General features: G+C 71.2%; 25 protein-coding genes and 2 riboswitches. Of the genes, 16 read left to right on the top strand and 9 right to left on the bottom strand.

Annotated elements, in window-relative coordinates; all coding sequences use genetic code 11:
• A partial coding sequence (locus ACZ67Q_RS26765) for an FG-GAP repeat domain-containing protein (protein ID WP_471186789.1) occupies window positions 1-1,224 on the top strand: 1,224 nt, incomplete at its 5' end.
• 72 nt (window positions 1,225-1,296) lie between these two features.
• On the opposite strand, the gene glgX is transcribed toward ACZ67Q_RS26765, so the two are convergent.
• Window positions 1,297-3,543: a glycogen debranching protein GlgX gene (glgX, locus tag ACZ67Q_RS26760; RefSeq protein WP_471186786.1), complete on the bottom strand. Its 2,247-nt coding sequence runs from the start codon at window positions 3,541-3,543 to the stop codon at window positions 1,297-1,299.
• Window positions 3,544-3,695: 152 nt separating this feature from the next.
• Between glgX and ACZ67Q_RS26755 the strand changes: the two genes are divergently transcribed.
• From ACZ67Q_RS26755 to ACZ67Q_RS26730, 6 genes are all read left to right on the top strand, one after another.
• The gene (locus ACZ67Q_RS26755; RefSeq protein ID WP_471186783.1) at window positions 3,696-4,940 is read left to right on the top strand and encodes a L,D-transpeptidase; all 1,245 of its coding nucleotides are present in this window, start codon (window positions 3,696-3,698) and stop codon (window positions 4,938-4,940) included.
• A 142-nt stretch (window positions 4,941-5,082) separates the two neighbouring features.
• On the top strand, window positions 5,083-6,315 hold the full coding sequence (locus ACZ67Q_RS26750) for a L,D-transpeptidase (protein ID WP_471186780.1): 1,233 nt from the start codon (window positions 5,083-5,085) through the stop codon (window positions 6,313-6,315).
• Window positions 6,316-6,638: 323 nt separating this feature from the next.
• Window positions 6,639-7,406, top strand: coding sequence for an enoyl-CoA hydratase/isomerase family protein (locus ACZ67Q_RS26745; RefSeq protein WP_361627997.1), 768 nt, complete (start codon window positions 6,639-6,641; stop codon window positions 7,404-7,406).
• 205 nt (window positions 7,407-7,611) lie between these two features.
• Window positions 7,612-8,220 (top strand): ATP-binding protein, encoded by a 609-nt coding sequence (locus ACZ67Q_RS26740; protein ID WP_471186776.1) that lies wholly within the window; start codon window positions 7,612-7,614, stop codon window positions 8,218-8,220.
• Window positions 8,221-8,454: 234 nt separating this feature from the next.
• Window positions 8,455-9,225 carry a polysaccharide deacetylase family protein gene (locus ACZ67Q_RS26735; RefSeq protein ID WP_471186773.1) on the top strand — a complete coding sequence of 257 codons (771 nt, stop codon included), beginning with the start codon at window positions 8,455-8,457 and terminating at the stop codon, window positions 9,223-9,225.
• The gene (locus ACZ67Q_RS26730) at window positions 9,225-10,403 is read left to right on the top strand and encodes a YncE family protein (protein WP_471186770.1); all 1,179 of its coding nucleotides are present in this window, start codon (window positions 9,225-9,227) and stop codon (window positions 10,401-10,403) included. Before ACZ67Q_RS26735 ends, ACZ67Q_RS26730 begins: the two co-directional genes overlap by 1 nt.
• Window positions 10,404-10,410: 7 nt before the next feature.
• Here the strand turns inward: ACZ67Q_RS26730 and ACZ67Q_RS26725 are convergent, their stop codons facing one another.
• Complete coding sequence (locus tag ACZ67Q_RS26725) at window positions 10,411-11,040, bottom strand: GNAT family N-acetyltransferase (RefSeq protein WP_471186767.1); 630 nt, start codon at window positions 11,038-11,040, stop codon at window positions 10,411-10,413.
• A 47-nt stretch (window positions 11,041-11,087) separates the two neighbouring features.
• On the opposite strand from ACZ67Q_RS26725, the gene ACZ67Q_RS26720 reads away from it, so the two are divergent.
• On the top strand, window positions 11,088-12,002 hold the full coding sequence (locus tag ACZ67Q_RS26720) for a helix-turn-helix domain-containing protein (RefSeq protein WP_471186764.1): 915 nt from the start codon (window positions 11,088-11,090) through the stop codon (window positions 12,000-12,002).
• A gap of 58 nt (window positions 12,003-12,060) precedes the next feature.
• On the top strand, window positions 12,061-12,273 hold the full coding sequence (locus tag ACZ67Q_RS26715) for an EF-hand domain-containing protein (RefSeq protein ID WP_361627979.1): 213 nt from the start codon (window positions 12,061-12,063) through the stop codon (window positions 12,271-12,273).
• Window positions 12,274-12,571: 298 nt separating this feature from the next.
• On the opposite strand, the gene ACZ67Q_RS26710 is transcribed toward ACZ67Q_RS26715, so the two are convergent.
• Entirely contained in the window at window positions 12,572-13,516 is a 945-nt protein-coding gene (locus tag ACZ67Q_RS26710) for an AraC family transcriptional regulator (RefSeq protein ID WP_471186761.1), read from the bottom strand.
• Between the two features lie 103 nt (window positions 13,517-13,619).
• Here ACZ67Q_RS26710 and ACZ67Q_RS26705 point away from each other — a divergent pair, with 103 nt between their 5' ends.
• Window positions 13,620-14,612, top strand: a complete 993-nt coding sequence (locus ACZ67Q_RS26705; protein WP_471186758.1) for a zinc-dependent alcohol dehydrogenase family protein — start codon at window positions 13,620-13,622, stop codon at window positions 14,610-14,612.
• A gap of 103 nt (window positions 14,613-14,715) precedes the next feature.
• Window positions 14,716-15,378 (top strand): NADPH-dependent F420 reductase, encoded by a 663-nt coding sequence (locus ACZ67Q_RS26700; protein WP_471186756.1) that lies wholly within the window; start codon window positions 14,716-14,718, stop codon window positions 15,376-15,378.
• A gap of 13 nt (window positions 15,379-15,391) precedes the next feature.
• Here ACZ67Q_RS26700 and ACZ67Q_RS26695 read toward each other — a convergent pair whose 3' ends face one another.
• The 6 genes from ACZ67Q_RS26695 to gcvT all read right to left on the bottom strand — a co-directional run bounded on the left by ACZ67Q_RS26695 (window position 15,392) and on the right by gcvT (window position 20,928).
• Complete coding sequence (locus ACZ67Q_RS26695) at window positions 15,392-15,934, bottom strand: MOSC domain-containing protein (RefSeq protein ID WP_471186753.1); 543 nt, start codon at window positions 15,932-15,934, stop codon at window positions 15,392-15,394.
• 10 nt (window positions 15,935-15,944) lie between these two features.
• Complete coding sequence (locus ACZ67Q_RS26690; RefSeq protein ID WP_471186750.1) at window positions 15,945-16,499, bottom strand: glycoside hydrolase family 25 protein; 555 nt, start codon at window positions 16,497-16,499, stop codon at window positions 15,945-15,947.
• 85 nt (window positions 16,500-16,584) lie between these two features.
• Complete coding sequence (locus tag ACZ67Q_RS26685; protein ID WP_471186748.1) at window positions 16,585-17,952, bottom strand: L-serine ammonia-lyase; 1,368 nt, start codon at window positions 17,950-17,952, stop codon at window positions 16,585-16,587.
• Between the two features lie 90 nt (window positions 17,953-18,042).
• Entirely contained in the window at window positions 18,043-19,305 is a 1,263-nt protein-coding gene (locus ACZ67Q_RS26680; RefSeq protein WP_471186745.1) for a serine hydroxymethyltransferase, read from the bottom strand.
• Window positions 19,306-19,322: 17 nt separating this feature from the next.
• Window positions 19,323-19,700, bottom strand: coding sequence for a glycine cleavage system protein GcvH (gene gcvH, locus ACZ67Q_RS26675; RefSeq protein ID WP_391688123.1), 378 nt, complete (start codon window positions 19,698-19,700; stop codon window positions 19,323-19,325).
• A 109-nt stretch (window positions 19,701-19,809) separates the two neighbouring features.
• Window positions 19,810-20,928, bottom strand: coding sequence for a glycine cleavage system aminomethyltransferase GcvT (gene gcvT / locus ACZ67Q_RS26670; RefSeq protein ID WP_471186742.1), 1,119 nt, complete (start codon window positions 20,926-20,928; stop codon window positions 19,810-19,812).
• Between the two features lie 40 nt (window positions 20,929-20,968).
• Window positions 20,969-21,077, bottom strand: a riboswitch (glycine riboswitch).
• Window positions 21,078-21,173: riboswitch (glycine riboswitch) on the bottom strand. It lies immediately after the preceding riboswitch.
• Between the two features lie 169 nt (window positions 21,174-21,342).
• Between gcvT and ACZ67Q_RS26665 the strand changes: the two genes are divergently transcribed.
• The 5 genes from ACZ67Q_RS26665 (at window position 21,343) to ACZ67Q_RS26645 (ending at window position 26,956) form a co-directional block, all read left to right on the top strand.
• Window positions 21,343-22,008 carry an AAA family ATPase gene (locus tag ACZ67Q_RS26665; protein WP_471186739.1) on the top strand — a complete coding sequence of 222 codons (666 nt, stop codon included), beginning with the start codon at window positions 21,343-21,345 and terminating at the stop codon, window positions 22,006-22,008.
• Between the two features lie 57 nt (window positions 22,009-22,065).
• On the top strand, window positions 22,066-22,860 hold the full coding sequence (locus tag ACZ67Q_RS26660; protein WP_471186736.1) for an enhanced serine sensitivity protein SseB: 795 nt from the start codon (window positions 22,066-22,068) through the stop codon (window positions 22,858-22,860).
• Between the two features lie 101 nt (window positions 22,861-22,961).
• Window positions 22,962-23,762, top strand: coding sequence for an enhanced serine sensitivity protein SseB C-terminal domain-containing protein (locus tag ACZ67Q_RS26655; protein WP_471186733.1), 801 nt, complete (start codon window positions 22,962-22,964; stop codon window positions 23,760-23,762).
• Window positions 23,763-24,081: 319 nt separating this feature from the next.
• Window positions 24,082-25,089: an ABC transporter permease gene (locus tag ACZ67Q_RS26650; RefSeq protein ID WP_361627931.1), complete on the top strand. Its 1,008-nt coding sequence runs from the start codon at window positions 24,082-24,084 to the stop codon at window positions 25,087-25,089.
• 73 nt (window positions 25,090-25,162) lie between these two features.
• Entirely contained in the window at window positions 25,163-26,956 is a 1,794-nt protein-coding gene (locus ACZ67Q_RS26645; RefSeq protein ID WP_471186730.1) for an ABC transporter substrate-binding protein, read from the top strand.
• The last annotated feature ends 8 nt before the right edge of the window (window positions 26,957-26,964 follow it).

Here is a 26,964-nt window from a genome sequence, read left to right as displayed (position 1 = left end):
CCCTGCCGGCTCAACGTCGACGCCAGCGCCCCGCCCCAGCCCACCGTCGACAGTGACGTCTTCCCCGAAGCCACCCCGGACGGGCAGACCTGGTCGAAGGTGAAGTTCGGCAGCACCGGCGCGGTCACCTTCACCTCGCCCGGCGCAGCCAAGTTCCGCTGGTCCATCGAAGGCAACAACCCCGTCGACGTGACCGCCGCCAACGACACCGCCACCGTCAGCGCGCTGCCCCCCGCTCACGCCGGCCCCAACACACTCCAGGTGTATGCCTACGACGCCTCGGGCAACGCCAGCAAGCGCACCGACTACACCTTCTACGTGCCGCCGCGCGACACCGCCGACGGCCCGATGGACGCCACCGGTGACGCCAAGCCGGACCTGGTGATCGTCGACGCCAACGGCAACCTGCGAAACTGCGTCGGCGGTGACGACGGCGACCTCTACAACTGTCTGGTCGCCTCCTACGACGCCGACAAGAAGACCGACCCGGCCGGCTACTGGTACGACGCCGCCACCGGCAAGGCCGCCCTGATCACGCACTACCAGGACACCTACCCCGGCGACGGCTCCACCGACCTGTTCGCGGTCGCCCCCGACGGGCACTTCTACCTCTACCCCGGCGACGGCTACGGCAGCTTCGACGTCAGCCAGCGCCTCGAGGTCCGCCTCCCCTCCAACGCCCCCGCACCCTCCACCTGGACCCAGATCAAGGCCGTCGGCGACATCACCGGCGACAAGCTCCCCGACCTCGTCCTGCGGGCCGGCCCCGCGTTCTGGACGCTGTCCGGCTACACCGGCGCCACCTTCCAGACCGCCACCCTCATGGAAGGCACCGCCTGGGCCCGCCGCGAGATCGTCAACGTCGCCGACATCAACGGCGACAACACCCCCGACCTTCTCTGGCGCAACCTCGACAACGGCAACATGTACCAGCGCGACGGCAAGCCCGGCACCGTCGCCGGCAGCACCGACCTCGAATCCATCAAGGTCGCCGCCAACAGCCTGACCGGCAAGGACGAGGCCTACGGCACCAGCTGGACCGACGCCAACGTGCCCACCGCCATCGGCATCCCCGACGTCAACAACGACGGCATCCCCGACATCTGGGCCCGCCTCGCCTCCGACGGCTACACCCGGATCTACCACCCGTCCCGGACCAACACCAACGCACCCGTACGCGTCGTCCTGTCCGTGGACTGGAACGCGATCAAGGCCTTCGGCTGATCGACAGGAGCACCGCGCCACAATGACCGGGCCCCGGCCACCCCTTCAGGGCGGCCGGGGCCCGGCCGTTGGTCAGTGCACCCGCAGCAGCAGCACCGACCGCCCGGGCACGGTGATCGCCGTGCCCGCCGGGTGCGTCACCTCCGGCGCCCGCGCCTGCTCCTCCCGCGCGGTGTCCACGACCACCTCGTACCGCTCCGCCCACGGCGGCCCCGGCAGCACGAACTCCACCGGGCCCTCCCCGGCGTGCAGCACCGCGAGGAAGCTGTCGTCGAGGATCGGCGCCCCCCGCTCGTCGCGGCCCGGGATGTCCCGCCCCGAGAGGTACATGCCGAGGGTCGCGGCCGGCGCGTACCAGTCCCGTTCGGTCATCTCGGTGCCGCGCGCGGTGAACCAGGCCAGGTCCCGCAGCCCGTCCGCCGCCTGCGGCCGGCCGGAGAAGAAGGCCCGCCGGCGCAGCACCGGATGCCGGTGGCGCAGGGCGATCAGCCGGGAGGTCAGGTCGAACAGCGCCTTCCAGCCTGGCTCGTCCAGCAGCCGCCAGTCCACCCAGCCCAGCTCGTTGTCCTGGCAGTAGGCGTTGTTGTTGCCGCGCTGGGTGCGCCCCATCTCGTCGCCCGCGACCAGCATGGGCACACCGGTGGACAGCAGCAGCGTGGTCAGCAGGTTGCGCAGCTGCCGTCTGCGCAGGGCGAGGATGCGGGGGTCGTCGCTCTCGCCCTCCGTCCCGCAGTTCCAGGACCGGTTGTCGTCGCTGCCGTCCCGGTTGCCCTCGCCGTTGGCCTCGTTGTGCTTGCGCTCGTAGCTGACCAGGTCGCGCAGGGTGAAGCCGTCGTGTGCGGTGATGTAGTTGACCGACGCGTACGGCCGCCGCCCGCCCCAGGCGTACAGGTCGCTGGAGCCGGACAGCCGGTAGCCCATCTCCCGCACGTCGGGCAGGGCGTGCCGCCAGAAGTCCCGCACGGCGTTGCGGTAGCGGTCGTTCCACTCCGTCCACAGCGGCGGGAAGGCGCCCACCTGGTAGCCGCCGGAACCCACGTCCCAGGGCTCGGCGATCAGCTTCACGCGCCGCAGCACCGGGTCCTGCGCGATGACCGCGAGGAACGGGGACAGCATGTCGACGTCGTGCATCGAGCGGGCGAGGGCCGCCGCGAGGTCGAAGCGGAAGCCGTCCACCCCCATCTCGGTGACCCAGTAGCGCAGCGAGTCGGTGATCAGGCGAAGCACGTGCGGCTGCACGACGTGCAGGGTGTTGCCGCAGCCGGTGTAGTCGGCGTACCGGCGCGCGTCGGACTGGAGACGGTAGTAGCCGCGGTTGTCGATGCCCTTCAACGACAGCGTCGGGCCGTACTCGCCGGCCTCGGCGGTGTGGTTGTAGACCACGTCGAGGATGACCTCGATCCCGGCCGCGTGCAGCGCACGCACCATCCGCTTGAACTCCCCGACCTGCTCACCGGTGGTGCCCGAGGCGGCGTAGGCGGCGTGCGGGGCGAAGTAGCCGATGGAGTTGTAGCCCCAGTAGTTGCGCAGGCCCCGCTTGAGCAGATGGTCCTCGTGGGCGAACTGGTGCACCGGCAGCAGCTCCACCGCCGTCACCCCGAGCCGGGTGAGATGCTCGACGGCCGCCGGGTGCGCGAGGCCCGCGTAGGTGCCGCGCAGTTCCTCGGGGATGCCCGGGTGCAGTTTCGTGAAGCCGCGCACGTGCAGCTCGTAGATCACCGAGTCGGCCCACGGCGTCTTCGGGCGCCGGTCGTCGGACCAGTCGTCGTCATCGTGGACGACGACCCCCTTCGGCACGTACGGCGCCGAGTCCCTCTCGTCGCGAACGGTGTCGGCGACGTGCTGGTCCGGCCAGTCCCGCACATGCCCGTACACCTCCGGCGGCAGTCGGCTGTAGTCGTTCCCCTTGGCTCCGTCCACCGCGCGGGCGTAGGGGTCGAGCAGCAGCTTCGCCGGGTTCCAGCGGCCGCCGGTCCACGGGTCCCAGCGGCCGTGCACCCGGAAGCCGTAGCGCTGCCCGGGCAGCACGCCCGGCACGAAACCGTGCCAGATCTCGTGGGTCAGCTCGGTCAGCTTCAGCCGCGTCTCGACGCCGTCGTCGTCGAAGAGGCACAGCTCGACGCCCTCCGCGCCGCCCGCCCACAGGGCGAAGTTCGTCCCGGCCACCCCGTCCGGGCCGACCCGGTAGCGGGCGCCCAGCGGCGTCGGCGCACCCGGCCACACGGGCAGGCGCTGCATCCCGTTCACAGCGGCGGCCGGGCGCCCCTGCTCAGCGGCGCGCCCTGCCGTCACCGCCTCCTGCTCGGCTGCGCTGGACACCGTTCAGCCTCCCGCGGCTCATGGCGAGACCCGTTCAGGGCGTACGGCGTCCCAGGCCGCTCCCCGTCGTGTCGTCGTCCTCCCCACAGTTCTGCCCAGACCGTGGCTCGCACTCACGTTTCCCCGGGGCGGCCCCGCTCGTTGGGCTGCTCGTGAGGCACGTACACGGGCGCGCGCGGCGCGCGGGGGCCGCGCTGGCCGCCGTACTGACATGGGCAGGACTGCTGGCGGGAGCCGCCGGCTGCACGTCGGACGGCTCCGGCGGTCCGGGCGGGATCTTCGGCAAACCGGGCGCGTCCGAGGACGCCATCCGCATCTCCCCGGACGACGGCAGCAAGGGGGTACGGCCCGAGCGGAAGCTGCGCGTCACGGTGCCCGACGGCCGGCTGGAGTCGGTCAAGGTGGTCGCCTCCCAGGACGCCCAGGACACCCCGGTGCCCGGCCGGGTCTCCGCCGACGGCCTGACCTGGCGCCCCGACGACGACCGGCTCGCCCTCGCCGCCCGCTACACCGTGGACGTGGTCGCCGTCGACGGTGACGGGGACCGCTCCGCCCGCCACGCCACGTTCACCACCTACGTCCCCGGCGAGCGCTTCATCGGGTACGTCACCCCGGAGAACCGCTCGGTCGTCGGCACCGGCATGATCGTGTCGATCCAGTTCAACCGTGAGCTGGAGAACCGGGCCGCCGTCGAGCGGGCCATTCGGGTGCGCGCCGAGCCGGCCGTTCAGATCCGCCCGCACTGGTTCGGCAAGGACCGCGTCGACTTCCGCCCCGAGCGCTACTGGCAGCCCGGCACCAAGGTCACCGTCGACCTGGCGCTGCGGGACGTGGAGGGGGCGCGCGGGGTGTACGGGCTGCAGTCCAAGTCGTTCTCCTTCACGATCGGCCGCAGCCAGGTGTCACTGGTGGACGCCGCCGACCACACCATGGAGGTGCGCCGCGACGGTGCGCTGCTGGCCACCGTGCCGATCACCGCGGGCTCGCCGAAGAACACCACCTACAACGGCAAGATGGTGGTGATGGAGATGCTCGAGGTCACCCGCATGAACGGGGCGACGGTCGGCTTCAAGAAGACCGACGGCAAGGGCGAGTACGACATCCCGGACGTGCCGCACGCCATGCGGCTGACCGACTCGGGCACCTTCCTGCACGGCAACTACTGGGCGGACGAGGACGTCTTCGGCCAGACCAACGTGAGCCACGGCTGTGTGGGCCTGCGCGACGCCAAGGGCGGCGGCTCCGACACCCCGGCGGGCTGGTTCTTCGACCGCAGCCTGATCGGGGACGTCGTCGAGGTGATCAACAGCAAGGACAAGACGGTGGCGCCCGACAACGGTCTCGGCGGCTGGAACCTGAGCTGGACCGAATGGAAGGCGGGTGGCGCGGTGCGCTGAGCGAGCCCGGTGGGAGTTGGGACGGAACGGTGACATTCCGAGGCCGTCGGCGCTCCTGACCGGGCAGTTAATATGCGCTTCATGCGCGCGCGGCGCGCGGGGCGTGTGGGCCTGGCACAGGCCCGGGGGAGGGAGAAACAACTTGAACATCCGGCCGATATCGGGGGCATCGGTTGCGGGGCGCGGGCGGGGCCGCGCGGGGCTCGCGCTGGTCGCGGGCGCCGTGCTGTTCGCCGTCACGGCGTGCGGCGGGGGCGGGGGCTCGAACGCCGAGGAGGGCAAGGGGGGTGACGCCTCGGCCGCCGCGGACAAGCAGTCCGAGGCGGTCGTCACCGTCGCGCCGAGGGACGGCGCCACGGCCGTCGACACCAGCGGCGCCCTCAAGGTCAGCGCGGCCAAGGGCAAGCTGACGGAGGTCGTGGTCAAGGACGCCAAGGGGACGAAGGTCGACGGGGCGATATCCGCCGACGGCTCCTCCTGGACGCCGGCCGCGCACCTGGCCGCCGCCACCCGTTACCAGGTGCACGCGGTCGCCAAGGACGCCGAGGGCCGTACGGCGGCCGAGGACTCCGCGTTCACCACGCTGACCCCGAAGAACACCTTCACCGGCACCTTCACCCCGGAGGACGGTTCCACCGTCGGGGTCGGCATGCCGTTCTCGCTGCGCTTCTCGCGGGGCATCACGCACCCGCAGGACGTGGAGAAGGCCGTCAAGATCAAGACCGAGCCGGCGGTCGACGTACAGGGCCACTGGTTCGGCAACGACCGCCTGGACTTCCGTCCCGAGCAGTACTGGAAGTCCGGCACCAAGGTCACCGTCACGCTGAACCTGGACGGCGTCGAGGGCCGCCCCGGCGTCTACGGCAAGCAGAAGAAGACGGTGTCCTTCACCATCGGGCGCAACCAGGTGTCCTACGTGGACGCCAAGAAGCACACCATGCAGGTCACCCAGGACGGCAAGGTCGTCAAGACCCTGCCCGTCACCACCGGCAAGCCCGGCTACGACACCTGGAACGGCCAGATGGTCATCAGCGAGAAGCTGACCGTGACCCGGATGAACGGCGAGACGGTCGGCTACGGCGGCGAGTACGACATCAAGGACGTCCCGCACGCCCTGCGCCTGACCACCTCCGGCACCTTCCTGCACGGCAACTACTGGGGCGGCGACGCCTTCGGCAACTACAACGCCAGCCACGGCTGCGTCGGCCTGCGCGACGTGCGCGGCGGCTACGACAGCTCGGTGCCGGCGGCGTGGTTCTTCAACCACTCGCTGATCGGCGACGTGGTGGTCGTGAAGAACTCCCACGACGAGACGGTCGCCCCGGACAACGGCCTCAACGGCTGGAACATGCCGTGGGCGGAGTGGACGAAGTAGACCCGCGGATCTGACGGGGCCCGGTGCTGTGACCTACGGCACCGGGCCCCTTGCCGTTGGTCCCCGCGCTGTGCTTCTCCGGGGGGCAACCCCCGGACCCCCGGCTTGGTGTGAGTGAGCGCATCTCTTCGGTTGCCGTTGGTTCCCGTGCTGTGCTTGCCCGGGGGGCAACCCCCGGACCCCCGGCCGGTGTGAGCGAGCGCACCTCTTCGGTTGCCGTTGGTTCCCGTGCTGTGCTTGCCCGGGGGGCAACCCCCGGACCCCCGGCCGGTGTGAGCGAGCGCACCTCTTCCGTTGCCGTTAGTCCCCGTTAACCTGCTGGCATGACCGTACATCTCGAAGTCGCCGAAGGCGTCGGCACGCTGCGCCTCGACCGCCCGCCGATGAACGCGCTGGACGTCGCCACGCAGGACAGGCTCAAGGAACTCGCCGAGGAGGCCGGCCGCCGCGACGACGTGCGCGCGGTCGTCGTGTACGGCGGCGAGAAGGTGTTCGCGGCGGGCGCGGACATCAAGGAGATGCAGGCCATGGACCACACCGCGATGGTCCTGCGCGCCCGCGCCCTGCAGGACGCCTTCACCGCCGTGGCCCGCATCCCCAAGCCGGTCGTCGCCGCGGTGACCGGTTACGCGCTCGGCGGCGGCTGCGAGCTGGCCCTGTGCGCCGACTACCGCATCGCCGGCGAGAACGCCAAGCTCGGCCAGCCGGAGATCCTGCTCGGCCTGATCCCCGGCGCGGGCGGCACCCAGCGCCTGTCCCGGCTGATCGGCCCGTCCAAGGCCAAGGACCTCATCTTCACCGGCCGCATGGTGAAGGCCGACGAGGCGCTGGCGCTCGGCCTGGTCGACCGGGTGGTGCCGGCTGCCGAGGTGTACACCGAGGCGCACGCGTGGGCGGCGAAGCTGGCCCAGGGCCCGGCGCTCGCGCTGCGCGCGGCGAAGGAGTCCGTCGACACCGGTCTGGAGACGGACATCGACACCGGCCTGGCGGTGGAACGCAACTGGTTCGCGGGCCTGTTCGCCACCGAGGACCGCGAGCGGGGCATGAAGAGCTTCGTGGAGGAGGGCCCGGGCAAGGCCAAGTTCCTCTGAACCCACCGGGGCCCGACCGGAGCGAAGTGTCCGCGAACACACCGCCACGCACTTGCAATTGACGTCGTGTCTGATGCGGGGTCCCTCGATGGGGCGGTTTATGGGAACCTTTGGGCAACCTTAAGCCTGCCTTGTCGAGGGAGCCTGTCGATTGCCTTCGGTCGAGCCGTCGCCGCAGGTCAGCGGGGCTGCGGCGGCCCCTGAAATGCCTGGCGCATATGCCGTTCGCCAGCGGTGGAACGGGGGCGCCAGGGGGGCGTATTCCAGCAGAACGGCCCCCGACGATCCCTCGGACGGCCATGATGGGGGCATGGCGGGGCTGGAGGGCATCGAACAGCCGCGGGGACACGGCCGTGCTGTGGCGGCGCGCTGGTCGCCTGCGGTGGAGGACGAACGAGCGCTCAAAGCAATGGAGTTGTTCGGCAACCCGGCGGAACAGGATGTGCCGTTGCCGTCCCGCCCCGAGTCCGCGGCCACCGCGCGCCGGCTGACCCAGGTGGTGATCCTGCGCCACTGGGGCCTGACCCCCAAGCTCGCCGAGGATGCCGTCCTGCTCGTCTCCGAACTCGTCGGCAACGCCGTCCGCCACACCGGCGCCCGCGTCTTCGGTCTGCGCATGCGCCGGCTGCGCGGCCGTATCCGCGTCGAGGTCCGCGACCCCTCCCGCGGACTGCCCTGTCTGATGCCTGTCCGTGAGACGGACATCAGCGGCCGCGGCCTGTTCCTGGTCGACAAGATCGCCGACCGCTGGGGTGTGGACCTGCTGCCCCGGGGCAAGACGACGTGGTTCGAGATGCGGGTGGGCGACCGCTAGGGCAGGCCCTGGGGGCCCGCCCGCGGTGCCCCTGCGAGGGGCGACGCGGCACGCCCGGAGGCGGACCGCCGGACCGTCACCCGGAGGCGGACCGCCGGACCGTCACCCGGAGGCGGACCGCCGGACCGTCACCCGGAGGTGTCCGTCCGGGACGGTGCCGGCGGCGACCCGCGCCCCCTGTGGCGACCGGGTGAATAGCCCGATTTTCGATGGTTCGCCCCTTTAAATGGTCACGTGACCGCACCCGACCGCCGCACGGCCCTGCGCGCCGGTACCGGCCTCCTCGCCGGCGCCGCACTCAGCTCCGCCTGCTCCCAGCCCGGCGGTGCCGTCCGGCCCGCCGCGGCCCGCCCCGCACCCCACTCGTCACCGGCCGCGGCCCCCGCCCCGCGCCGCTACCCCGGTGTGCCCGCCCAGATCACCCACGGCCCCCGCACCCGCCCCCGCGTCGCCCTCACCTTCCACGGCCAGGGCGATCCCGCGATCGCCCGCGCCCTGCTCACCGAGGCCGAGCGGCACGGCGCTCACCTCACCGTCCTCGCCGTCGGCACCTGGCTCGACGAGCACCCGGAGATGGCCCGCCGCATCCTCGACGGCGGCCACGACCTGGGCAACCACACCCAACACCACCTGGGCATCAACACGATGCCGGAGGCCGAGGCCCGCGAGGAGATCACCGCCTGCGCCGACCGGCTGAAGAAGCTCACCGGCTCCATCGGCACCTGGTTCCGCCCCTCGCGCGCCCCCCGGGCCTCCGCACTCGTCGCCCGTCTCGCCACCGAGGCCGGCTACCCGCACGTCCTGTCCTACGACGTCGACTCCCTCGACTACACCGCGCCCGGCGCCGCCGCCGTCACCCGCAAGGTCCTCGGCGAGGTCCGCGACGGATCCGTGGTGAGCCTGCACTTCGGCTACCCGGACACGGTCGCCGCGCTCCCCGCCGTCCTCGAAGAACTCGACCGCCGCGGTCTGCGCGCGGTCACCACCACGGAGCTGATCGGCTGATGCACCTGAAGCGAACGTCCCGCACCCTGCTCGCCGGCGCCGCCCTCGCCGCCCTCGCCGCCTGCGGCAGCCCGGGCGCCGGCCACGGCGCCGCCGAGACCACCAAGGCGGCCCTGCCCGCCCCGGCGAAGAAGCAGCACACCGTGCCCGGGCTGCCCGGCATGCCGCCCGTCCTCGACCCCAAGGACGTCTACGCCGCCGACCGCCCGAACAAGCTCTCCCCGGTCGTCAAGGACTTCCCGTCCCGGGTGTACGTGCCCAACACCGAGTCCAACACGGTGAGCGTCATCGACCCGAAGACGTACCAGGTGATCGAGACGATCCCGGTCGGCCGCCAGCCGCAGCACGTCGTGCCCTCCTGGGACCTGAAGACGCTGTGGGTCAACAACGACCGGGGCAACACGCTCACCCCCATCGACCCGCGCACCGGCAAGGCCGGCAGGACGGTCGACGTGCACGACCCCTACAACCTCTACTTCACGCCCGACGGCAAGTACGCCGTCGTCATGGCCTCCCTCGACCGGGAACTGGTCTTCCGCGACCCGCACACCATGAAGCGGATCAAGACCGTCCCCGTCTCCTGCTACGGCGTCAACCACGCCGACTTCTCCCTCGACGGCCGCTACTTCATCGTCTCCTGCGAGTTCAGCGGCGAACTGCTGAAGGTCGACACGGCGTCGATGAAGGTCATCGGACAGGAGAAGCTGCCGTTCCGCGGCGCGATGCCGCAGGACGTCAAGATCTCGCCCGACGGCAAGCGGTTCTACATCGCCGACATGATGGCCGACGGCATCTGGGTCCTGGACGGCGACAAGTTCACCAAGCCCACCCTGCTGCCCACCGGCAAGGGCGCCCACGGCCTGTACGTCAGTCGCGACTCCCGCGAGATGTACGTCTCCAACCGCGGCGAGGGCACCATCTCCGTCTTCGACTTCGAGCAGAACAAGCTCACCAAGAAGTGGCGCCTGCCCCAGGGCGGCAGCCCCGACATGGGCGGCGTCTCCGCCGACGGCAAGGTGCTCTGGCTCTCCGGCCGCTACAACGCCGAGGTGTACGCCATCGACACCCGCACCGGCGAACAGCTCGCCCGCATCAAGGTCGGCAGCGGCCCGCACGGCCTCGCCGTCTACCCGCAGCCCGGCCGCTACTCGCTCGGCCACACGGGCATCTTCCGCTGACGGCCTCTCACCGGGCCCGCAGCAGCGCCTCCGCGCCGACCTGCCGGTAGCCCGCCGCCTGGAACGCCCGCGCACTGCGGGCGTTCCCCGGTGAGACCTGCGCCCACAGCGGCTCCCCGGCCAGCTGCCGCGCCGCCGTCACCAGGGCCCGGCCCAGCCGCCGGTGCCGTGCGTCCTCGTCGACCTCCACGGACACCTCCAGCCGTCCGGCCACTCCCCGGCCCAGCACCACCACCCCGCCGTCCGCCGCCCAGGCGCGCACGTCGTCGCGGCGGCGGCGGGCGTAGGCGATGCGGGGGTGGTCGCCGGCCATCTCCTTCAGCGCGACCTCCGGCTCGCCCGGCAGCGGGGCGGCGACCAGCAGCGCGTCGATCGTCTCCGTGGTCCGTCCGGTGCGGCGCAGGAACGCGGCGAGGAAGAGCGGGTTCAGCGTCGCCGCCAGCGGGTCGCATCCCGTCGCCTCCAGGGCGGCGTACACCCAGGCCGGGTCCTCGTCGGTGAAGACCACCGAGTGCGCGGTGAAGGACAGCACCCCGGCGTCCCGGGCACCCTCCTGGGGCACGACCGTGGTGCCGCCGTCCGGCGGCGGGAAGACACCCCGCGCCGCCGCGTCGAGGATGTCCCGCAGGATTCCCATCACCGCTCCTTGAGTCTCCACCCGCTGGAAGGCCCACACTCCCAGACATGATCGAGAACGGCACCGGTCTTTTCACCATCGGAGCGCTGGCCCGCGCCACCGGCCTGACCGTGCGCACCATCCGCTACTGGTCCGACGAGGGTGTCCTGACCCCGGTGACCCGCTCGTCCGGCGGCTACCGGCTCTACGACGCCGAGTCCACCGCCCGCCTGGAACTGATCCGCACCCTGCGCGAGCTGGGCCTCGGCCTGGACGACGTCCGCACGGTGCTGGCCGGGGAGCGGACGGTCGCCGAGGTGGCGGCGGCGCACGTGGCGGCGCTGGACGCGCAGATCAGATCGCTGAAGGTGACCCGTGCGGTGCTGTCGACCGTGGCCCGCAGGGGCTCGAGCGCCAAGGAGACGACCCTGATGAACAAACTGGCCCGGCTGTCGGCGGCGGAACGGAAACGGATCGTCGACGATTTCATGGAGGAGATCTTCGACGGGCTGGACGCGGCGGACCCCGACATCCGGCGGCGCCTGCGCTTCATGACCGCCGACCTGCCCGACGACCCGACGCCGGAGCAGGTGGACGCCTGGGTGGAGCTGGCCGAGCTGATCCAGGATCCGGATTTCCGGGCGCTGATGCGCCGGATGGTGCAGTTCAACGCCGCCGACCGGGGCCCGGACGTCCCGGCGGGCACATCGCTGTGGTTCATGAGCCGTCTGGTGCAGCTCGCGGGGGAGGCGCGCGAGCGCGGCATCGCTCCGCAGGCGCCGGAGGCGGAGGACGTGCTGCGTTCACTGCTCGGCGACGCCGACCCCTCGGCGGTGCTCGACCGGCTGACCGCGGCCTCGAACGCGCGGGTGGCGCGCTACCGGGAGCTGTCGGCGATCGTGAACGGCCTGGGACCTCAGCCGTCGCACGAGGAGGACTTCGCCTGGGTGGTCGCCGCACTGCGTGCGCGCGCGGGCCGTTAATCTGACCTGCGGCACTACGCCGGCACGAGTAAGAAACGCGACAAAAAGGGGCGGATCGGTGGCGGACATCGAGGAAGCACGCAAGCAGTTCCAGCGGATCGACGCGGACGGTGACGGTTTCATCACCGCTGCCGAGTTCAAGAGCGCCCTCGCCCAGGAGGGTGACTGGAACGTCACCGAGTCGGTCGCCGAGGCCATCATCAAGTCCCGTGACCTCAACGGCGACAAGGTGCTGTCCTTCGACGAGTTCTGGGCGCACCTGAACAAGTGACGTGCACCACAAGGGGCGCCCGCCGGTCACCGGCGGGCGCCCCTTCGTCATGCACGGCACCGGATCCGCACACTCCAGCGGCCCTCGTGCCGCTGCGGAGCCAACGGCAGGTCGAAGCACTTGCCCGGCCGGTCGCCGGTGAGGGCCTCGTCCGCCGGACCCTGGTCGAGAGCGCGGTCGTCGCGCAGCAGCAGGGCGGGCGTGGTGGGGCCGCCGAGGCCGGCCCACCCGGCTGCGCCGGGCCGCGGTCACCGGCGTCTACGAGGTCCGCACCGCCGTGGAGGTGCACACCGCCCGCCTAGGACGCCCGCCTCCGGTAGGGCCCCGGCTGCTTGCGGTACTGCCCCGGTGCCACCCCGTACTCCCGCTTGAACGCCTTGGCGAAGGCGAACTCCGAGGTGTAGCCCGCTCGTTGGGCGACCTGGCGCAAGGGGAGGTCCTCCGCCCGCAGCAGCCGGCCCGCCGTCGTCATCCGCCACCACGTCAGATATGCGAGCGGGGGCGTGCCGACCAGCGCCGCGAACCGGCGGGCGAACGCGGCCCGCGACAGGCCGCCCCGCGCGCCCAGTTCCTCCACCGTCCAGGGGCGGGCCGGGTCGGCGTGCAGGGCGTGCAGCGCCGCAGAGACGGCCGGGTCGCTCAGCGCGGCCGCCCAGCCGCCCCGGTGGGCGGCGTCGCGCGGCTCGCGCTCCCACCAGGCGCGCAGGATGTACAGCAGCAGGGTGTCCAGCAGCGAGGTGACGATGGTGTGCGAACCGGGCCGGCACTCCGCCAGCTCCCGCCCCAGCAGCTCCACCGCCGCCCGCAGCGACCCGTGCACGCCGACCCGGGCGGGCAGATGAACCACCTCCGGCAGCTCGGTGAGCAGCGGGTGGGCGCGGCTGCGGTCCAGCAGATAGGCCCCGCACAGCATCAGGGTGTCCGGCTCGGGCGCACCGGGCGGCGGAGGCGGCGGGTCGGGCCAGCGGCCGTCGGCACCGAGGCCGACGTCCTCCAGGGGCGCGTCCAGCCCGCTCGCCAGCGCGTGTCCGCGTCCGTGGGCGAGGAAGACCACATCCCCGGGCCCGAGCGCCACGGGTTCCCCCTGCGCCGGCAGCAGCCACGCCGACCCGCGCAGCACCACGTGGAATCCGGCCCCGTCCGTGGCCCGGAAGCGGGTCCCCCAGGGGCCGTACTTGTACCGCAGGCCGGAGTGCGGCCGCCCGGTGCGCATCGCGGCGACGGCGTCGCTGAGTACGTCCATGCCCCGCACCGTAACGCCCCGCGGCCGCGGGCGAGACGTACGGACAGAAAACCGAGACAGACAGGCATGGATCGTCTCGCCGCATGGCCATAGCGTCGACGGCATGCCAACTCCCGCACTCAGCGTGCTCTTTCACGAGACCGGCGGTCCCGACGTCCTCGTCGTCGAGGAGACCGAACTGCCCGACCCCGGCCCCGGCGAGGTCCTCGTCCGCGTCGGAGCCGTCGCCCTCAACCGCGCCGAGGCCCTCCTGCGCTCGGGCGGCTACTTCTACCAGCCCACCCTGCCCGCCGCCCGCAACGGCTACGAGGCCTCCGGCACCGTCGAAGCGGTCGGCCAGGGCGTCACCGCCTTCGCGCCCGGCGACCCGGTGCTGACCGCGGCCAACTTCAGGCTCGACACCCACGGCGTCTACGGCGACCGCGTCCTGATGCCGGAGCACACCCTCGTCCCGCGTCCCGACGGCGTCGACGAGGTCACCGCCGCCGCGGCCTGGCTGACGTACACGACGGCGTACGGCGCGCTGGTCGAGCGGGCCGGGATGGCGCCCGGCGACCATGTGCTGATCACCGGGGCCTCCAGCGGCGTCGGCACGGCCGCGATCCAGGTCGCCCGGCGGGCCGGCGCGGTGCCCGTCGCCACCACCCGCACCGAGGCCAAGCGGCAGCGCCTGCTCGACCTGGGTGCGGAGCACGTGATCGTCACCGACGACGAGGACGTCGTGAAGGAGACCCGGCGGCTCACCGGCGGCAAGGGCGCCCGGATCGTCCTCGACGCGATCGGCGGCCCCGGCTTCGCCACCCTCGGCGCAGCGGCCGCCGAGGACGGCTACCTGATCTGCTACGGCTGGCTGGAGGGACAGCCCACGGTCCTGCCGATGCAGTGGCCCCTCACCGTCCACGGCTACAGCAACTTCACCCTCACCGAAACCGCCGAGGGCCGCCGCCGCGCCGCCCACTACCTGGGCTCCGGCCTCGCCGACGGCACGCTGCGCCCGGTGATCGGCGAGGTCCTCGACGGCCTGGAACGCATCCGCGACGCCCACCGGCTGATGGAGTCCAACCGGCACACCGGCAAGATCGTGGTACGGATCTGACGCCGCTCCCCGTTCGGCGCACAACCGGGAATAGCCGGAGGGAACGCACGGTTTCCGCCCCGAGACCGGACCATGCGCAGCATCTCAACCGAAGGGCTGAGCCATGAAGATCGGCATCATCGGCGCGGGCAACATCGGCGGCAACCTGACCCGGCGGCTCACCGCCCTCGGGCACGACGTGTCCGTCGCCAACTCCCGCGGCCCGCAGACGCTCACCGAGCTGGCCGAGGAGACCGGTGCGACGCCGGTGCGGGTGGAGGAGGCCGCACGGGACGCGGAGGTCGTCATCGTCACGGTTCCGCTGAAGGTGGTGCCGGACCTGCCGAAAGGGGTGTTCGACGAGGCCGCCGAGGGGGTCGCGGTCATCGACACCGGCAACTACTACCCGCAGCAGCGTGACGGCCGGATCGCGGCGATCGAGGACGAGGGCGTGACGGAGAGCCGCTGGGCCGAGCGGCAGCTCGGCCACCCGGTGATCAAGGCCTTCAACGCCACCTTCGCCCAGGACCTCCTGGAACGCCCGCGGCCGGCAGGCGACCCCGACCGCATCGCGCTGTCGGTCGCCGGGGACGACGCGGCGGCCAAGGCGAAGGTGAGGGCCCTGATCGAGGAGATGGGCTTCGACACCGTCGACACCGGTGGCCTCGACGACTCCTGGCGCCAGCAGCCCGGCACCCCGGTCTACGGCATGCGCGGCGACGTCGAGGCCGTGACGAGGGCGCTCGAGGCGGCGACCCCGGAACGCCCGGCGGACTTCCGCGGCTGAGCCCCGCTTCCTCTCAGACGATCTCCAGGGGCCGGTGCGGCCCGTCCGGCAGCTCGACCGCGACGCTGTCCCCGGGCCGCACCACACCCCCGGCGACGACGACGCCCATGATCCCGGACCTGAAGCGCGGCCGCCCGTCGGCCCCCCGCCCGACGACCTCCTTCAGCAGCCCCTTCTGGAAGCCGTCGATCTGCGCGCACGGATTGCGCAGCCCGGTCACCTCGACCACGGCGTCGTCCCCCAGCAGCAGCCGCGCCCCCGCGGGCAGCCCGAGCAGATCGACCCCACGGGTGGTGACGTTCTCCCCGAGCTGCCCGGCCGCCACCTCGAACCCGGCCGCCCGCAGCTCCTCGAACAGTTCCTCGTGCATCAGGTGCACCTGCCGCAGATTGGGTTGCGAGGGATCCTTCGCCATCCGGAACCGATGCTTCACCGTGGCCCCACCGTGCACGTCACCCTCCACCCCGAACCCGGCCAGCAACCGGACACTCGGGCGGTTGGGCTTGGTGAACGAGTAGACGCCGTTACTGCTGACCGCGGTGATGGTGCCGTTCATGTGGATCTCCCTAGGGTGTGGCCCAGTCACGCAGCGCCGCACGGCTGGTGAAGTTCGCCACGTCCTTGTCGTGCGGGTCGTCGGTGTACTGGTGGAAGCGCCACGCCGCCTTGATGCGCGGCTTTCCGGCGGTGACGTAGTCGGCGATCCAGAGGCCGTCGCCGGCGTACGAGGTCGTGTCGACCGTCAACCAGAAATGGCGGTTGCAGTAGAGCACGACCCGGTTGTGCGGGCGCATCTGCTTCAGGGTGCGCAGGAAACGGTCCTTCTCCGCGTTGCTCGCGTGGGTGCCCTCTCCCGTCGTCTCCCAGTCGACGGCCAGGATGTCGCCGGGCTTCTCCGGGGTCTTGCTCAGGAAGTACTCGGCCTGGGCCGTGAGGTTGCCGGGCCACAGGAAGTGGTAGAAGCCGACGACCAGGCCGGCGTCACGGCCGTGCCTGGTCTGCGCGGCGAGTTCGGGGTTGACGTACGAACGCCCCTCCGTCGCCTTGATGAAGACGAAGGAGAGGCCGTCCGTGCCGTAGGCGGAGGACTGGTAGGCGCTCACGTCGATGCCGCGCAGCATGGGGGCTCCCGACAGGTGTGGGGGGACGGGAGTTGTTGATGCCCCGGATCGGCACTCGCTCAACCGCCTGAGCGGAAGCGCTCGTTCAGCACTCGATGATGTTCACCGCGAGACCGCCGCGGGCCGTCTCCTTGTACTTCACGCTCATGTCCGCGCCCGTCTCCTTCATGGTCTTGATGACCTTGTCCAGGGACACCTTGTGCGAGCCGTCGCCGCGCAGCGCCATCCGCGCCGCGGTGACCGCCTTGACGGCGGCCATGCCGTTGCGTTCGATGCACGGGATCTGGACCAGGCCGCCGACCGGGTCGCAGGTCAGGCCCAGGTTGTGTTCCATGCCGATCTCGGCGGCGTTCTCCACCTGCTCCGGCGATCCGCCCATGACCTCGGCGAGCGCGCCCGCCGCCATCGAGCAGGCCGAGCCGACCTCGCCCTGGCAGCCGACCTCCGCGCCGGAGATCGAGGCGTTCTCCTTGAAGAGCATGCCGATCGCGCCCGCGGCCAGCAGGAAGCGGACCACGCCGTCCTCGTCGGCGCCCGGCACGAAGTTGATGTAGTAGTGCAGGACCGCCGGGATGATGCCGGCCGCGCCGTTGGTCGGGGCGGTCACGACCCGGCCGCCGGCCGCGTTCTCCTCGTTCACGGCCATCGCGTAGAGCGTGATCCACTCCATCGCCAGGGCCTTCGCGTCACCCTCGGAACGCAGCTTGCGGGCGGTGGTCGCCGCACGGCGGCGCACCTTCAGTCCGCCCGGCAGGATGCCCTCTCGGGACATGCCGCGCTCCACGCACTCCCGCATCACCCGCCAGATCTCCAGCAGCCCGGCGCGGATCTCGTCCTCGGTGCGCCAGGCCCGCTCGTTCTCCAGCATGAGGGAGGAGATCGACAGGCCGGTCTCCTTCGTCAGGCGCAGCAGTTCGTCGCCGGTGCGGAAGGGGTACTTCAGCACCGTGTCGTCCAGCTTGATCCGGTCCGCGCCGACCGCGTCCTCGTCGACGACGAACCCGCCGCCGACCGAGTAGTACGTCTTCGACAGCAGCTCCGTGCCGGCCGCGTCGTACGCCCAGATCGTCATGCCGTTCGCGTGGTACGGCAGGGCCTTGCTGCGGTGCAGGACCAGGTCGTCGTCGAAGGAGAAGTCGATCTCGTGCTCGCCGAGCACGTTCAGACGGCCGGCCGACTTGATCGCCTCGACCCGCTCGTCGGCCGTCTCGACGTCCACCGTGCGCGGGGAGTCGCCCTCCAGGCCGAGCAGGACGGCCTTCGGGGTGCCGTGGCCGTGCCCGGTCGCGCCGAGGGAGCCGTACAGCTCGCAGCGCACGGAGGCGACCGAGCCGAGCACGTCCTCGTTGCGCAGACGGCGGGCGAACATGCGTGCCGCGCGCATCGGGCCCACCGTGTGGGAGCTGGACGGGCCGATGCCGATCGAGAACAGGTCGAAGACCGAGATGGCCACGGGGTAACTCCTCAGAACGGGGGTGGTGCGGGGCGCGGGCACCGCGCACACCGGTACTCCCAGTGTGCGCGGTGCCCCGCGGGGCGTTACTTACTTGTTCAGACCCGGGTAGAGCGGGTGCTTCTCCACCAGTGCCCGGACCCGGGCCTTCAGCGCGTCCGCGTCGTAGGACGGCTTCAGCGCCTCGGCGATCACGTCCGCGACCTCGGCGAAGTCCTCGGCCGTGAAGCCGCGGGTCGCCAGGGCGGGCGTACCGATGCGCAGGCCCGAGGTGACCATCGGCGGCCGCGGGTCGTTCGGGACCGCGTTGCGGTTGACCGTGATGCCCACCTCGTGGAGGCGGTCCTCGGCCTGCTGGCCGTCCAGCTCGCTGTCGCGCAGGTCGACCAGGACCAGGTGCACGTCGGTGCCGCCGGTCAGGACGTTCACCCCGGCCTCACGGGCGTCCGGCGAGGTCAGCCGCTCGGCGAGGATGCGGGCGCCGTCCAGCGTACGACGCTGGCGCTCCTTGAAGTCCTCGGAGGCCGCCAGCTTGAAGGAGACCGCCTTGGCCGCGATCACGTGCTCCAGGGGGCCGCCCTGGAAGCCCGGGAACACGGAGGAGTTCAGCTTCTTGGCGAAGTCCTGCTTGGCGAGGATGATGCCGCCGCGCGGGCCGCCGAGCGTCTTGTGCGTGGTGGAGGTCACGACGTCCGCGAACGGCACCGGGTTCGGGTGCAGCCCGGCCGCGACCAGACCGGCGAAGTGCGCCATGTCCACCCACAGGTACGCCTCGACCTCGTCGGCGATCCGGCGGAAGGCGGCGAAGTCCAGCTGGCGCGGGTACGCCGACCAGCCTGCGATGATCACCTTGGGGCGGTGCTCCTTGGCGAGCCGCTCCACCTCGGCCATGTCGACCAGGCCGTCGTCGTCGACGTGGTAGGGGACGACGTTGAACTGCTTGCCGGAGAAGTTCAGCCGCATCCCGTGGGTGAGGTGGCCGCCGTGCGCCAGGTTCAGGCCCAGGATGGTGTCGCCGGGCTGGGCCAGCGCGAACAGCGCGGCCTGGTTGGCGGAGGCGCCCGAGTGGGGCTGGACGTTGGCGTACTCGGCGCCGAACAGCTCCTTGACCCGGTCGATCGCGATCTGCTCGGTGACGTCGACGTGCTCGCAGCCGCCGTAGTAGCGGCGGCCCGGGTAACCCTCGGCGTACTTGTTGGTCAGCACCGAGCCCTGGGCCTCGAGGACCGCCACGGGGGCGAAGTTCTCGGAGGCGATCATCTCCAGGGTGGACTGCTGACGGTCCAGCTCGGCGTCGACCGCGGCGGCCACGTCCGGGTCGAGCTCGTGCAGGGGCGTGTTCAGAAGCGACATGGGATTCCTGCGACCTCTCAGCCGGCGATGAAGGCGTCGTACTCGGCGGCGGAGAGCAGGTCGCCCGGCTCGCCCGTGACGCGCACCTTGAACAGCCAGCCGCCCTCGAAGGGGGCCGAGTTCACCAGCGACGGGTCGTTGACGACATCCTCGTTGACCTCGGTGATCTCACCGTTGACGGGGGAGTACAGCTCCGAGACGGACTTGGTCGACTCCAGCTCGCCGCAGGACTCGCCCGCGGTCACCGTGTCGCCGACCTCCGGGAGCTGGACGAACACGACGTCACCGAGCGCGTTGGCCGCGTGCTCCGTGATGCCGACCGTCGAGACGCCGTCCTCGGCGCCCGACAGCCACTCGTGCTCCTTGCTGTAGCGCAGCTGCTGGGGGTTGCTCATGGCCTGAATTCTCCTGTACGCGGGTCTGTGCTGATGAATGGGGGACTGCGAAGACGCGCGTGACCAGGGGCGATGTGCCCCATGTCACGTCGGAGGGCTTACGACAGTGTCACTTCTGCCGCTTGTAGAACGGCAGCGCCACGACCGCGTACGGCTCATGGGTACCGCGGATGTCCACGCCGACACCCGGCGTGCCCGGCGCGGCGTGCGCCGCGTCCACGTAGGCCATGGCGATCGGCTTGCCCAGCGTGGGGGAGGGGGCGCCCGAGGTCACCTCGCCGATGACCTTGCCGTCCGCGACGACCTGGAACCCGGCGCGCGGGACCCGGCGGCCCTCGGCGACCAGGCCGACCAGGACGCGCGGCGGGTCGGACTCGGCGCGCTCGGCGGCCGCGGCGAGTGCCTCGCGCCCGACGAAGTCACCCTCCTTCTCGAACTTGACCACCCGGCCCAGCCCGGCGTCGAAGGGGGTCAGGGCGGCGGTCAGCTCATGCCCGTACAGCGGCATGCCCGCCTCCAGGCGCAGCGTGTCCCGGCAGGACAGGCCGCACGGGACGAGGCCCACGCCCTCGCCGGCCTTGGTCAGCGCCTGCCACAGCTCGACGGCGTGCCCCGGCTTCACGAACAGCTCGAAGCCGTCCTCGCCGGTGTAGCCGGTGCGCGCGATCAGCGCGGGCACCCCGGCCACGGTGCCGGGCAGCCCGGCGTAGTACTTCAGGCCGTCCAGGTCGGCGTCGGTCAGGCTCCTGAGGATCCCCGGGGACTCGGGGCCCTGCACGGCGAGCAGCGCGTACGCGTCGCGGTCGTCGCGCACCTCGGCGTCGAAGCCCGCGGCGCGCTCGGTCAGCGCGTCGAGGACGACCTGGGCGTTGGAGGCGTTGGCGACGACCATGTACTCGGTCTCGGCGAGCCGGTAGACGATCAGGTCGTCCAGGATGCCGCCGTCGGCCTGGCAGATCATGGTGTAGCGGGCGCGGCCGGCCTTGACCGCGCCGATGTTGCCGACCAGCGCGAAGTCGAGGAGGGCGGCGGCCTGCGGGCCGGTGACGGTGATCTCGCCCATGTGGGAGAGGTCGAAGAGCCCGGCCTTCGTGCGGACGGCGTTGTGCTCGTCGCGCTCGGAGCCGTAGCGCAGCGGCATGTCCCAGCCGGCGAAGTCGGTCATGGTCGCGCCGAGCGAGCGATGCACGGCATCGAGCGCGGTGTGACGGAGTTCGGTACTGCTCATCGGTCGGTCGTCTCCCAGGGGAAGGACAGGGCGAGGAAGTTCCTCCCCATCTGTCATCGGAACCTGAGAGGTTCGCCATGACCGCGCGCGGTCCTGGCTTGCACCTTGGGTGGGGCCGCCGACGTGGACGGCCCGCTTTTCAGATGTGCCTCGCCCGCGCGGTAACGGGGCCTGAGAGATTCAAGGGAGGGACTTGCTCCTTCGGCGCCCCAGCCTTCGGCTGGGAACTCTCCCGCGCGGATTCAAACGGCCGGTATGCAGTTGGCGGGCTCATCATTGCACGCCGCGCCCGATGACGGCAGGCCGCATCTGTAACCGGGTTGTGGCGGTACGCACACGAAAACACGAGACAACCGGCATTACCTTCTCTTTACCTACGTTGGGCAGGTCTTCACCTGACCCCAGGGGAGGACGATGACGGTGGACAGGATCACGGCGTACGCGACGACCCCGGGCCTCACGCTGCCTTCGCAGCCGGGGGCGCCCGCCCTGGAGGCACAGCCCGGCCCGGTGGTGCGGGACCTGCGCGAGCGGGCCGGCCGCAGCCCGCACGCCCTGCTCTTCGGCCCGCGCGACCTGGTGGTCGTCACCGGGCTGCCCGGCTCCGGCAAGTCCACGCTCATGCGCCGCGCGGTGCCGGGCATACGCGTCGACTCCCAGGACACCCGGGACCGCTACGACGCCCGACTGCCCCGCCTGCTGCCCTACGCGCTCTACCGCCCACTGGTCCGCCTCGCCCACTACGCCGCCCTGCGCCGCGCGCTGGCGAGCGGCGAGGGCGTCGTCGTGCACGACTGCGGCACACAGTCCTGGGTGCGCGGCTGGCTGGCCCGCGCCGCCCGCCGCCGCGGCGGCACCCTGCACCTGCTGTTGCTCGACGTCGACCCGGACACCGCCCTGACCGGCCAGCGCGAACGCGGCCGCGGTGTCTCGCGGTACGCCTTCCACCGCCACCGCCGCGCCACGACCCGGCTGCTGTCCGCCGTCCAGCGGGGCGACCTGCCGGCCGGCTGCGACTCGGCGGTCGTGCTCGACCGGGACGCGGCAGACGCCCTGCGGCGGATCGCCTTCACCGGCTGAACCACCGTGCGGTTAGCCTTTCAGCCACAGCAGCGGTTCGAAGCACATGGTGGAGAGATGGACTTCCCTGCCGACCTTCCGGCGGACTTCCCGGCGCAGACGCACCCCCATCCGCACGGCGGATGGCCCGGCAACGAGCTGGAGGAGGTGCTGTCGGCCTCCCTCGGCGTGCCGGGAGCCGGCGGCCGGATCGTGGAGGTGCTCGGCCGCAGCTTCCTGTGGATCCCGCTGCCGGGCGGCGGCGGCCCGCACAGCGGCCCCCTCGACCTGCCCACCACCGAGATCGACGGCCAGGCCTACGTCCCCGTCTTCAGCTCCGAGGAGCAGTTCCGATCGGTCGTCGGCTCTCACATGTCGTACACCGTCGCGCCCGCCGTGGAGTTCGCGCGCGGGCTGCCCGCGCAGGTCGGCATCGCCGTGAACCCGGGCGGCCTGGTCGGCATCCCGCTGCCGCCGGACGCGGTGGCCGAGGTGTGCCGGGCCGGCCGCACCCCGCTGGACGGCCCAGCGAGCGGCGGCCGGGTCCGCCTGTACGAGCCGGACTGGCAGGACGACCCCGTCGACTTCCTCTCCACGGCCTCCGCCGAGTTCGAGGCGACCGGCACCGTCCTGACGGCCCGCCGCTGCCTCGCCGCGATCGAGACGGCCGACCCGGTGATGTTCGTCGGCGTCGAACTCTCCCAATGGGAGGGCGACCTGCGCAACGCCCCCCTGGACGCCCTGGGCCGGGCCCTCGGCACCACCCCGGCCCCCTGGCCGGTCAACCTGATCCTGCTGGACCTGGCGGGCGACGACCCGGTGGCGATCTGGCTCAGGGAGAAGGTGCGGCCCTTCTACACGAGGGGCGGCTGACCCGCCCGCGGTCGCGCATCGTTCTCCCCGGTCCTCCCCACGCACCACTTAACCTGGTTTCATAGCTCGGTCGAGGGTGTTGTACGAAAGGGCGATTCGAAGTGAGCGCGAGCGGCACGGCCGCGACCGGCCAGGTCGAGCACATGCTGCGCCAGGTGACGCCCGGGCGGTACGACGCCTACGAGGCGCTGCTGCGCGCGCTCGCCACCCCCGCCACCGGCCAGGTCTGGATGCTGCTGTGGCACGGCCAGGCCGGTTCCCCGGACGCCCAGTACGGCACGATGGAGGTCGACGGCCACGGCTACGCCCCCTGTGTCACCTCCGCCCAGGAACTGAGCGCCAGCGGCTGGAACCGCTCGTACGAGGTGGTCGACGGCCTCGAGGTGGCCCGTGCCCTCTACCCCGACCACCACGGCCTGTGGCTCAACCCGCACGCCCGCGGCGGCGGCCTCGGCATCCCCTGGCTCGACCTGCGCCGCATCGCCACCGGCCTGGACCGCCAGCCCGCCGGCCCGCTGCGCCTGACGGAACCGGCCATCGAGATCCCGCAGTTCTACGCCCTGCTCGCGCAGAACGCGCACCGCACCCCGCCCCTGCGCGCCCTGCGCCGCGCCTGGGTGCAGCCGGCGCTCGGCGCGCCGTACCTCGCCATCGGCCTGGACGTCTACGACACCTCGCCGGCCGCCGTCGACGCCGTACGGGCGATGATGCAGCAGTCTCTCGGCGCGGTGCCGGACGGGCTGCCGGTGTCGACCGTGGCGATGAGCGACGACCACGACCCGGTCGTGCTGTGGATGCGCGCCAACGCGCGTCCGTTCTACGACCGTGAGGCCCACGCGGCCGCCGCGCCCCCGGCGTCGGCGTCCGGCTACGGCTTCCCGCCCGCCCCCGGCCGGTACTGACACCCGCTCGGCTCGCCGCGCCCTCCGGCACACTTCTGCGCGCGTAGATCACGGCGTATGACCCCGACCTGCCCGAATTGCCCCAACTGGCCCCCGTCCGGCCCGCGCTACCCACTGTCCGGATAACGGAAGTCCCCAGACCGCATCACGTTTACGCATCCTTTCCTCACCAAGTCTGGCAACTGCTCGCCAATGCGTTGAAGACTCCCGCTCCAAGGGGCCGCTCGCCCCTGTGTACGACTTCGTACGACGGACTGACCATGCCGCCACAGCGGCAAGTGCGGGCCGGCTACCGCCGGTTGAGAGGGGTCCCTGCCAGATGACGGCACCATTGCACGAGCCGACCGCGGAAGCGGCCCCGAGCGCGGCCGAGGAAGCGGCGGTTGCGACCACCGGCGCCAAGGCCGTCCAGGGCCGGTCCCTGGGACGGATCGCCTGGGAGCGCCTGAAGCGGGACAAGCTCGCCCTCGCGGGCGGCGTCGTCGTGCTGCTCCTCATCGTCGTCGCCCTGCTCGCCCCGGTGATCACCAGCGTGGTGGGCCAGGACCCGAACGACTATCACGAGAACCTGATCGACCCGCTGTTCGGCACCCCCAAGGGGTCGCTGGGCGGCATGAGCGGGGACCACTGGCTGGGCGTCGAGCCCGTCAACGGCCGCGACATCTTCGCCCGCATCCTCTACGGCGCGCAGATCTCCCTGCTGGTCGGCTTCCTGTCCGCGATCGTCGCCGTCGTCCTCGGCACGGTCCTCGGCATCCTGGCCGGCTTCTTCGGCGGCTGGGTCGACTCGCTGATCAGCCGGGTGATGGACGGCCTGCTGGCCTTCCCGCAGCTGCTGTTCACCATCGCGCTGGTCTCCGTCATGCCGAACAACATGCTGGGCCTGTCCGGCACCGGCGTGCGCGTGTTCATGATGGTCGTGGTCATCGGATTCTTCGGCTGGCCCTACATCGGACGCGTGGTGCGCGGCCAGACGCTCTCGCTGCGTGAGCGCGAGTACGTGGAAGCCGCCCGATCGCTGGGCGCAGGGCGGCTGTACATCCTGTTCAAGGAACTGCTGCCCAATCTCGTGGCGCCGATCATCGTCTACACGACGATGATGATCCCCACCAACATCCTCACCGAGGCGGCACTCAGCTTCCTGGGCGTGGGCGTCAAGCCGCCCACGGCCTCCTGGGGCCAGATGCTCTCGAGCGCGATCGACTACTACGACTCGGACCCCATGTACATGGTGGTGCCCGGCGTGGCGATCTTCATCACCGTTCTTGCCTTCAACCTCTTCGGCGACGGCGTGCGTGACGCGCTCGACCCCAAGGGCTCCCGCTGAAGTGCCGTACCCCAAGCGACCCGTGGCAGCACCTGGCACGGGGTCTCTCATCAAAACCGGAGGATCCGAGATCGTGACTACGCAACGCACCTCAGGGCGGCACAAGCAGGCCATGGCCGCCGCCTTCGTGGTCGCCGGGCTGCTGACCACGGCGGCGTGCGGCGGCGGCGGCAGCGACGACGGGGGCTCGAAGTCCGGTGCCGCCGGCTTCGACGCCGCCAACAACAAGGTCGCCCAGGCCTCGCTGGCGAAGAAGGGCGGCACGCTGAGGTTCGGCGCCGCCCAGGACGCCGACTCGTGGGACACCACGCGCGGCTACTACGGCTTCATGTGGAACTTCTCCCGCTACTACAGCCGCCAGCTGGTCACGAACAAGCCGGCCCCGGGCAAGGAGGGCGCCACCCTCACCCCGGACCTCGCCACCGGTCTCGCCAAGGTCACCGACGACGGCAAGACCTACACGTACACGCTGCGCGACGGGATCACCTGGGAGGACGGCAAGCCGATCACCTCCAAGGACCTCAAGTACGGCATCGAGCGCATCTGGGCGCAGGACGTCCTCTCCGGCGGCCCGACCTACCTGAAGGACGTGCTCGACCCCAAGAACGAGTACAAGGGCCCGTACAAGGACACCTCCGCGGACCACCTCGGCCTGAAGGCGATCGACACGCCGGACGAGAAGACCATCGTCTTCCACCTGCCGAAGGCCAACTCGGACTTCGAGGAGATGCTGGCCCTCACCTCGGCCTCCCCGGTCCGCCAGGACATGGACACCAAGTCCAAGTACGGTCTGAAGCCGTTCTCCTCGGGCCCGTACAAGTTCCAGTCGTACAACCCGGGCAAGGACCTCACCCTCGTCCGCAACGCCAACTGGAAGCAGGCCTCGGACCCGGTCCGCAAGGCGTACCCGGACAAGATCACGGTCACGTTCTTCTCCAACGCCAACGAGCTGGACCAGCGCCTGATCAATGGTGACCTGGACCTGGACATCAACCAGACCGGCATGTCGCCGCAGGGCCGCCAGACGGCGCTCAAGCAGCACAAGGGCAACCTGGACAACCCGACGTCCGGCTACATCCGTTACGCGGTCTTCCCGCAGAGCGTGAAGCCGTTCGACAACATCCACTGCCGCCTCGCCGTGATCTACGGCGCCGACCACGTCTCCCTGCAGACCGCGCGCGGCGGCCCCCTGGCCGGCGGTGACATCGGCACCAACATGCTGCCGCCGTCCGTCGCGGGTGGCGAGGGCCAGAAGTACGACCCGTACCAGCTCGCCGGCGCCAACAAGAACGGCAACGCCGCCAAGGCCAAGGAAGAGCTGAAGGCCTGCGGTCAGCCGAACGGCTTCAAGACCACCATCGCCGTGCGCAACAACAAGCCGGTCGAGGTGGCCACCGCCCAGTCCCTGCAGGCGTCGCTGAAGAAGGTCGGCATCAACGTCGACATCGACCAGTACGACGGCTCGCAGACCACCGGCATCATCGGCAGCCCCTCGAACGTGCAGAAGAAGGGCTACGGCATCATCATCATGGGCTGGGGCCCGGACTTCCCGTCCGTGCAGGGCTTCGGTCTGCCGCTGTGGGACAGCAAGTACATCCAGCAGAGCGGTAACAACAACTACGCCCTGATCAAGGACAAGACGATCGACGGGCTGTTCGACAGCTACGTGAACACGCTGGACGACGCCGGCAAGACCAAGATCGCCACGGAGATCAACCACAAGGTGATGGAGGGCGGCTACTACCTGCCCTTCGTCTTCGAGAAGTTCATCAACTGGCGCGGCGACAACCTGGCGAACGTCTACACCACCGACGGCTACAGCGGTACGTACGACTTCGTCAACCTCGGTCTGAAGAACTCGAAGTAAACCCGGCA

It is taken from the genome of Streptomyces sp. NPDC036813, from assembly GCF_055609245.1.
The sequence above is the reverse complement of the archived record's forward strand: the minus strand, read 5'-3'. Positions and strand labels throughout refer to the sequence as shown.

What these genes read in the sequence shown, in the direction of transcription:
- ACZ67Q_RS26745 (WP_361627997.1), top strand. Translation starts at nt 6,639, where the DNA reads ATGACCGTACATCTCGAAGTCGCCGAAGGCGTCGGCACGCTGCGCCTC.
- ACZ67Q_RS26740 (WP_471186776.1), top strand. Translation starts at nt 7,612, where the DNA reads ATGCCTGGCGCATATGCCGTTCGCCAGCGGTGGAACGGGGGCGCCAGG.
- ACZ67Q_RS26730 (WP_471186770.1), top strand. Translation starts at nt 9,225, where the DNA reads ATGCACCTGAAGCGAACGTCCCGCACCCTGCTCGCCGGCGCCGCCCTC.
- ACZ67Q_RS26725 (WP_471186767.1), bottom strand. Translation starts at nt 11,040, where the DNA reads ATGGGAATCCTGCGGGACATCCTCGACGCGGCGGCGCGGGGTGTCTTC.
- ACZ67Q_RS26720 (WP_471186764.1), top strand. Translation starts at nt 11,088, where the DNA reads ATGATCGAGAACGGCACCGGTCTTTTCACCATCGGAGCGCTGGCCCGC.
- ACZ67Q_RS26710 (WP_471186761.1), bottom strand. Translation starts at nt 13,516, where the DNA reads ATGGACGTACTCAGCGACGCCGTCGCCGCGATGCGCACCGGGCGGCCG.
- ACZ67Q_RS26705 (WP_471186758.1), top strand. Translation starts at nt 13,620, where the DNA reads ATGCCAACTCCCGCACTCAGCGTGCTCTTTCACGAGACCGGCGGTCCC.
- ACZ67Q_RS26700 (WP_471186756.1), top strand. Translation starts at nt 14,716, where the DNA reads ATGAAGATCGGCATCATCGGCGCGGGCAACATCGGCGGCAACCTGACC.
- ACZ67Q_RS26695 (WP_471186753.1), bottom strand. Translation starts at nt 15,934, where the DNA reads ATGAACGGCACCATCACCGCGGTCAGCAGTAACGGCGTCTACTCGTTC.
- ACZ67Q_RS26690 (WP_471186750.1), bottom strand. Translation starts at nt 16,499, where the DNA reads ATGCTGCGCGGCATCGACGTGAGCGCCTACCAGTCCTCCGCCTACGGC.
- ACZ67Q_RS26680 (WP_471186745.1), bottom strand. Translation starts at nt 19,305, where the DNA reads ATGTCGCTTCTGAACACGCCCCTGCACGAGCTCGACCCGGACGTGGCC.
- gcvH (WP_391688123.1), bottom strand. Translation starts at nt 19,700, where the DNA reads ATGAGCAACCCCCAGCAGCTGCGCTACAGCAAGGAGCACGAGTGGCTG.
- gcvT (WP_471186742.1), bottom strand. Translation starts at nt 20,928, where the DNA reads ATGAGCAGTACCGAACTCCGTCACACCGCGCTCGATGCCGTGCATCGC.
- ACZ67Q_RS26665 (WP_471186739.1), top strand. Translation starts at nt 21,343, where the DNA reads ATGACGGTGGACAGGATCACGGCGTACGCGACGACCCCGGGCCTCACG.
- ACZ67Q_RS26660 (WP_471186736.1), top strand. Translation starts at nt 22,066, where the DNA reads ATGGACTTCCCTGCCGACCTTCCGGCGGACTTCCCGGCGCAGACGCAC.
- ACZ67Q_RS26650 (WP_361627931.1), top strand. Translation starts at nt 24,082, where the DNA reads ATGACGGCACCATTGCACGAGCCGACCGCGGAAGCGGCCCCGAGCGCG.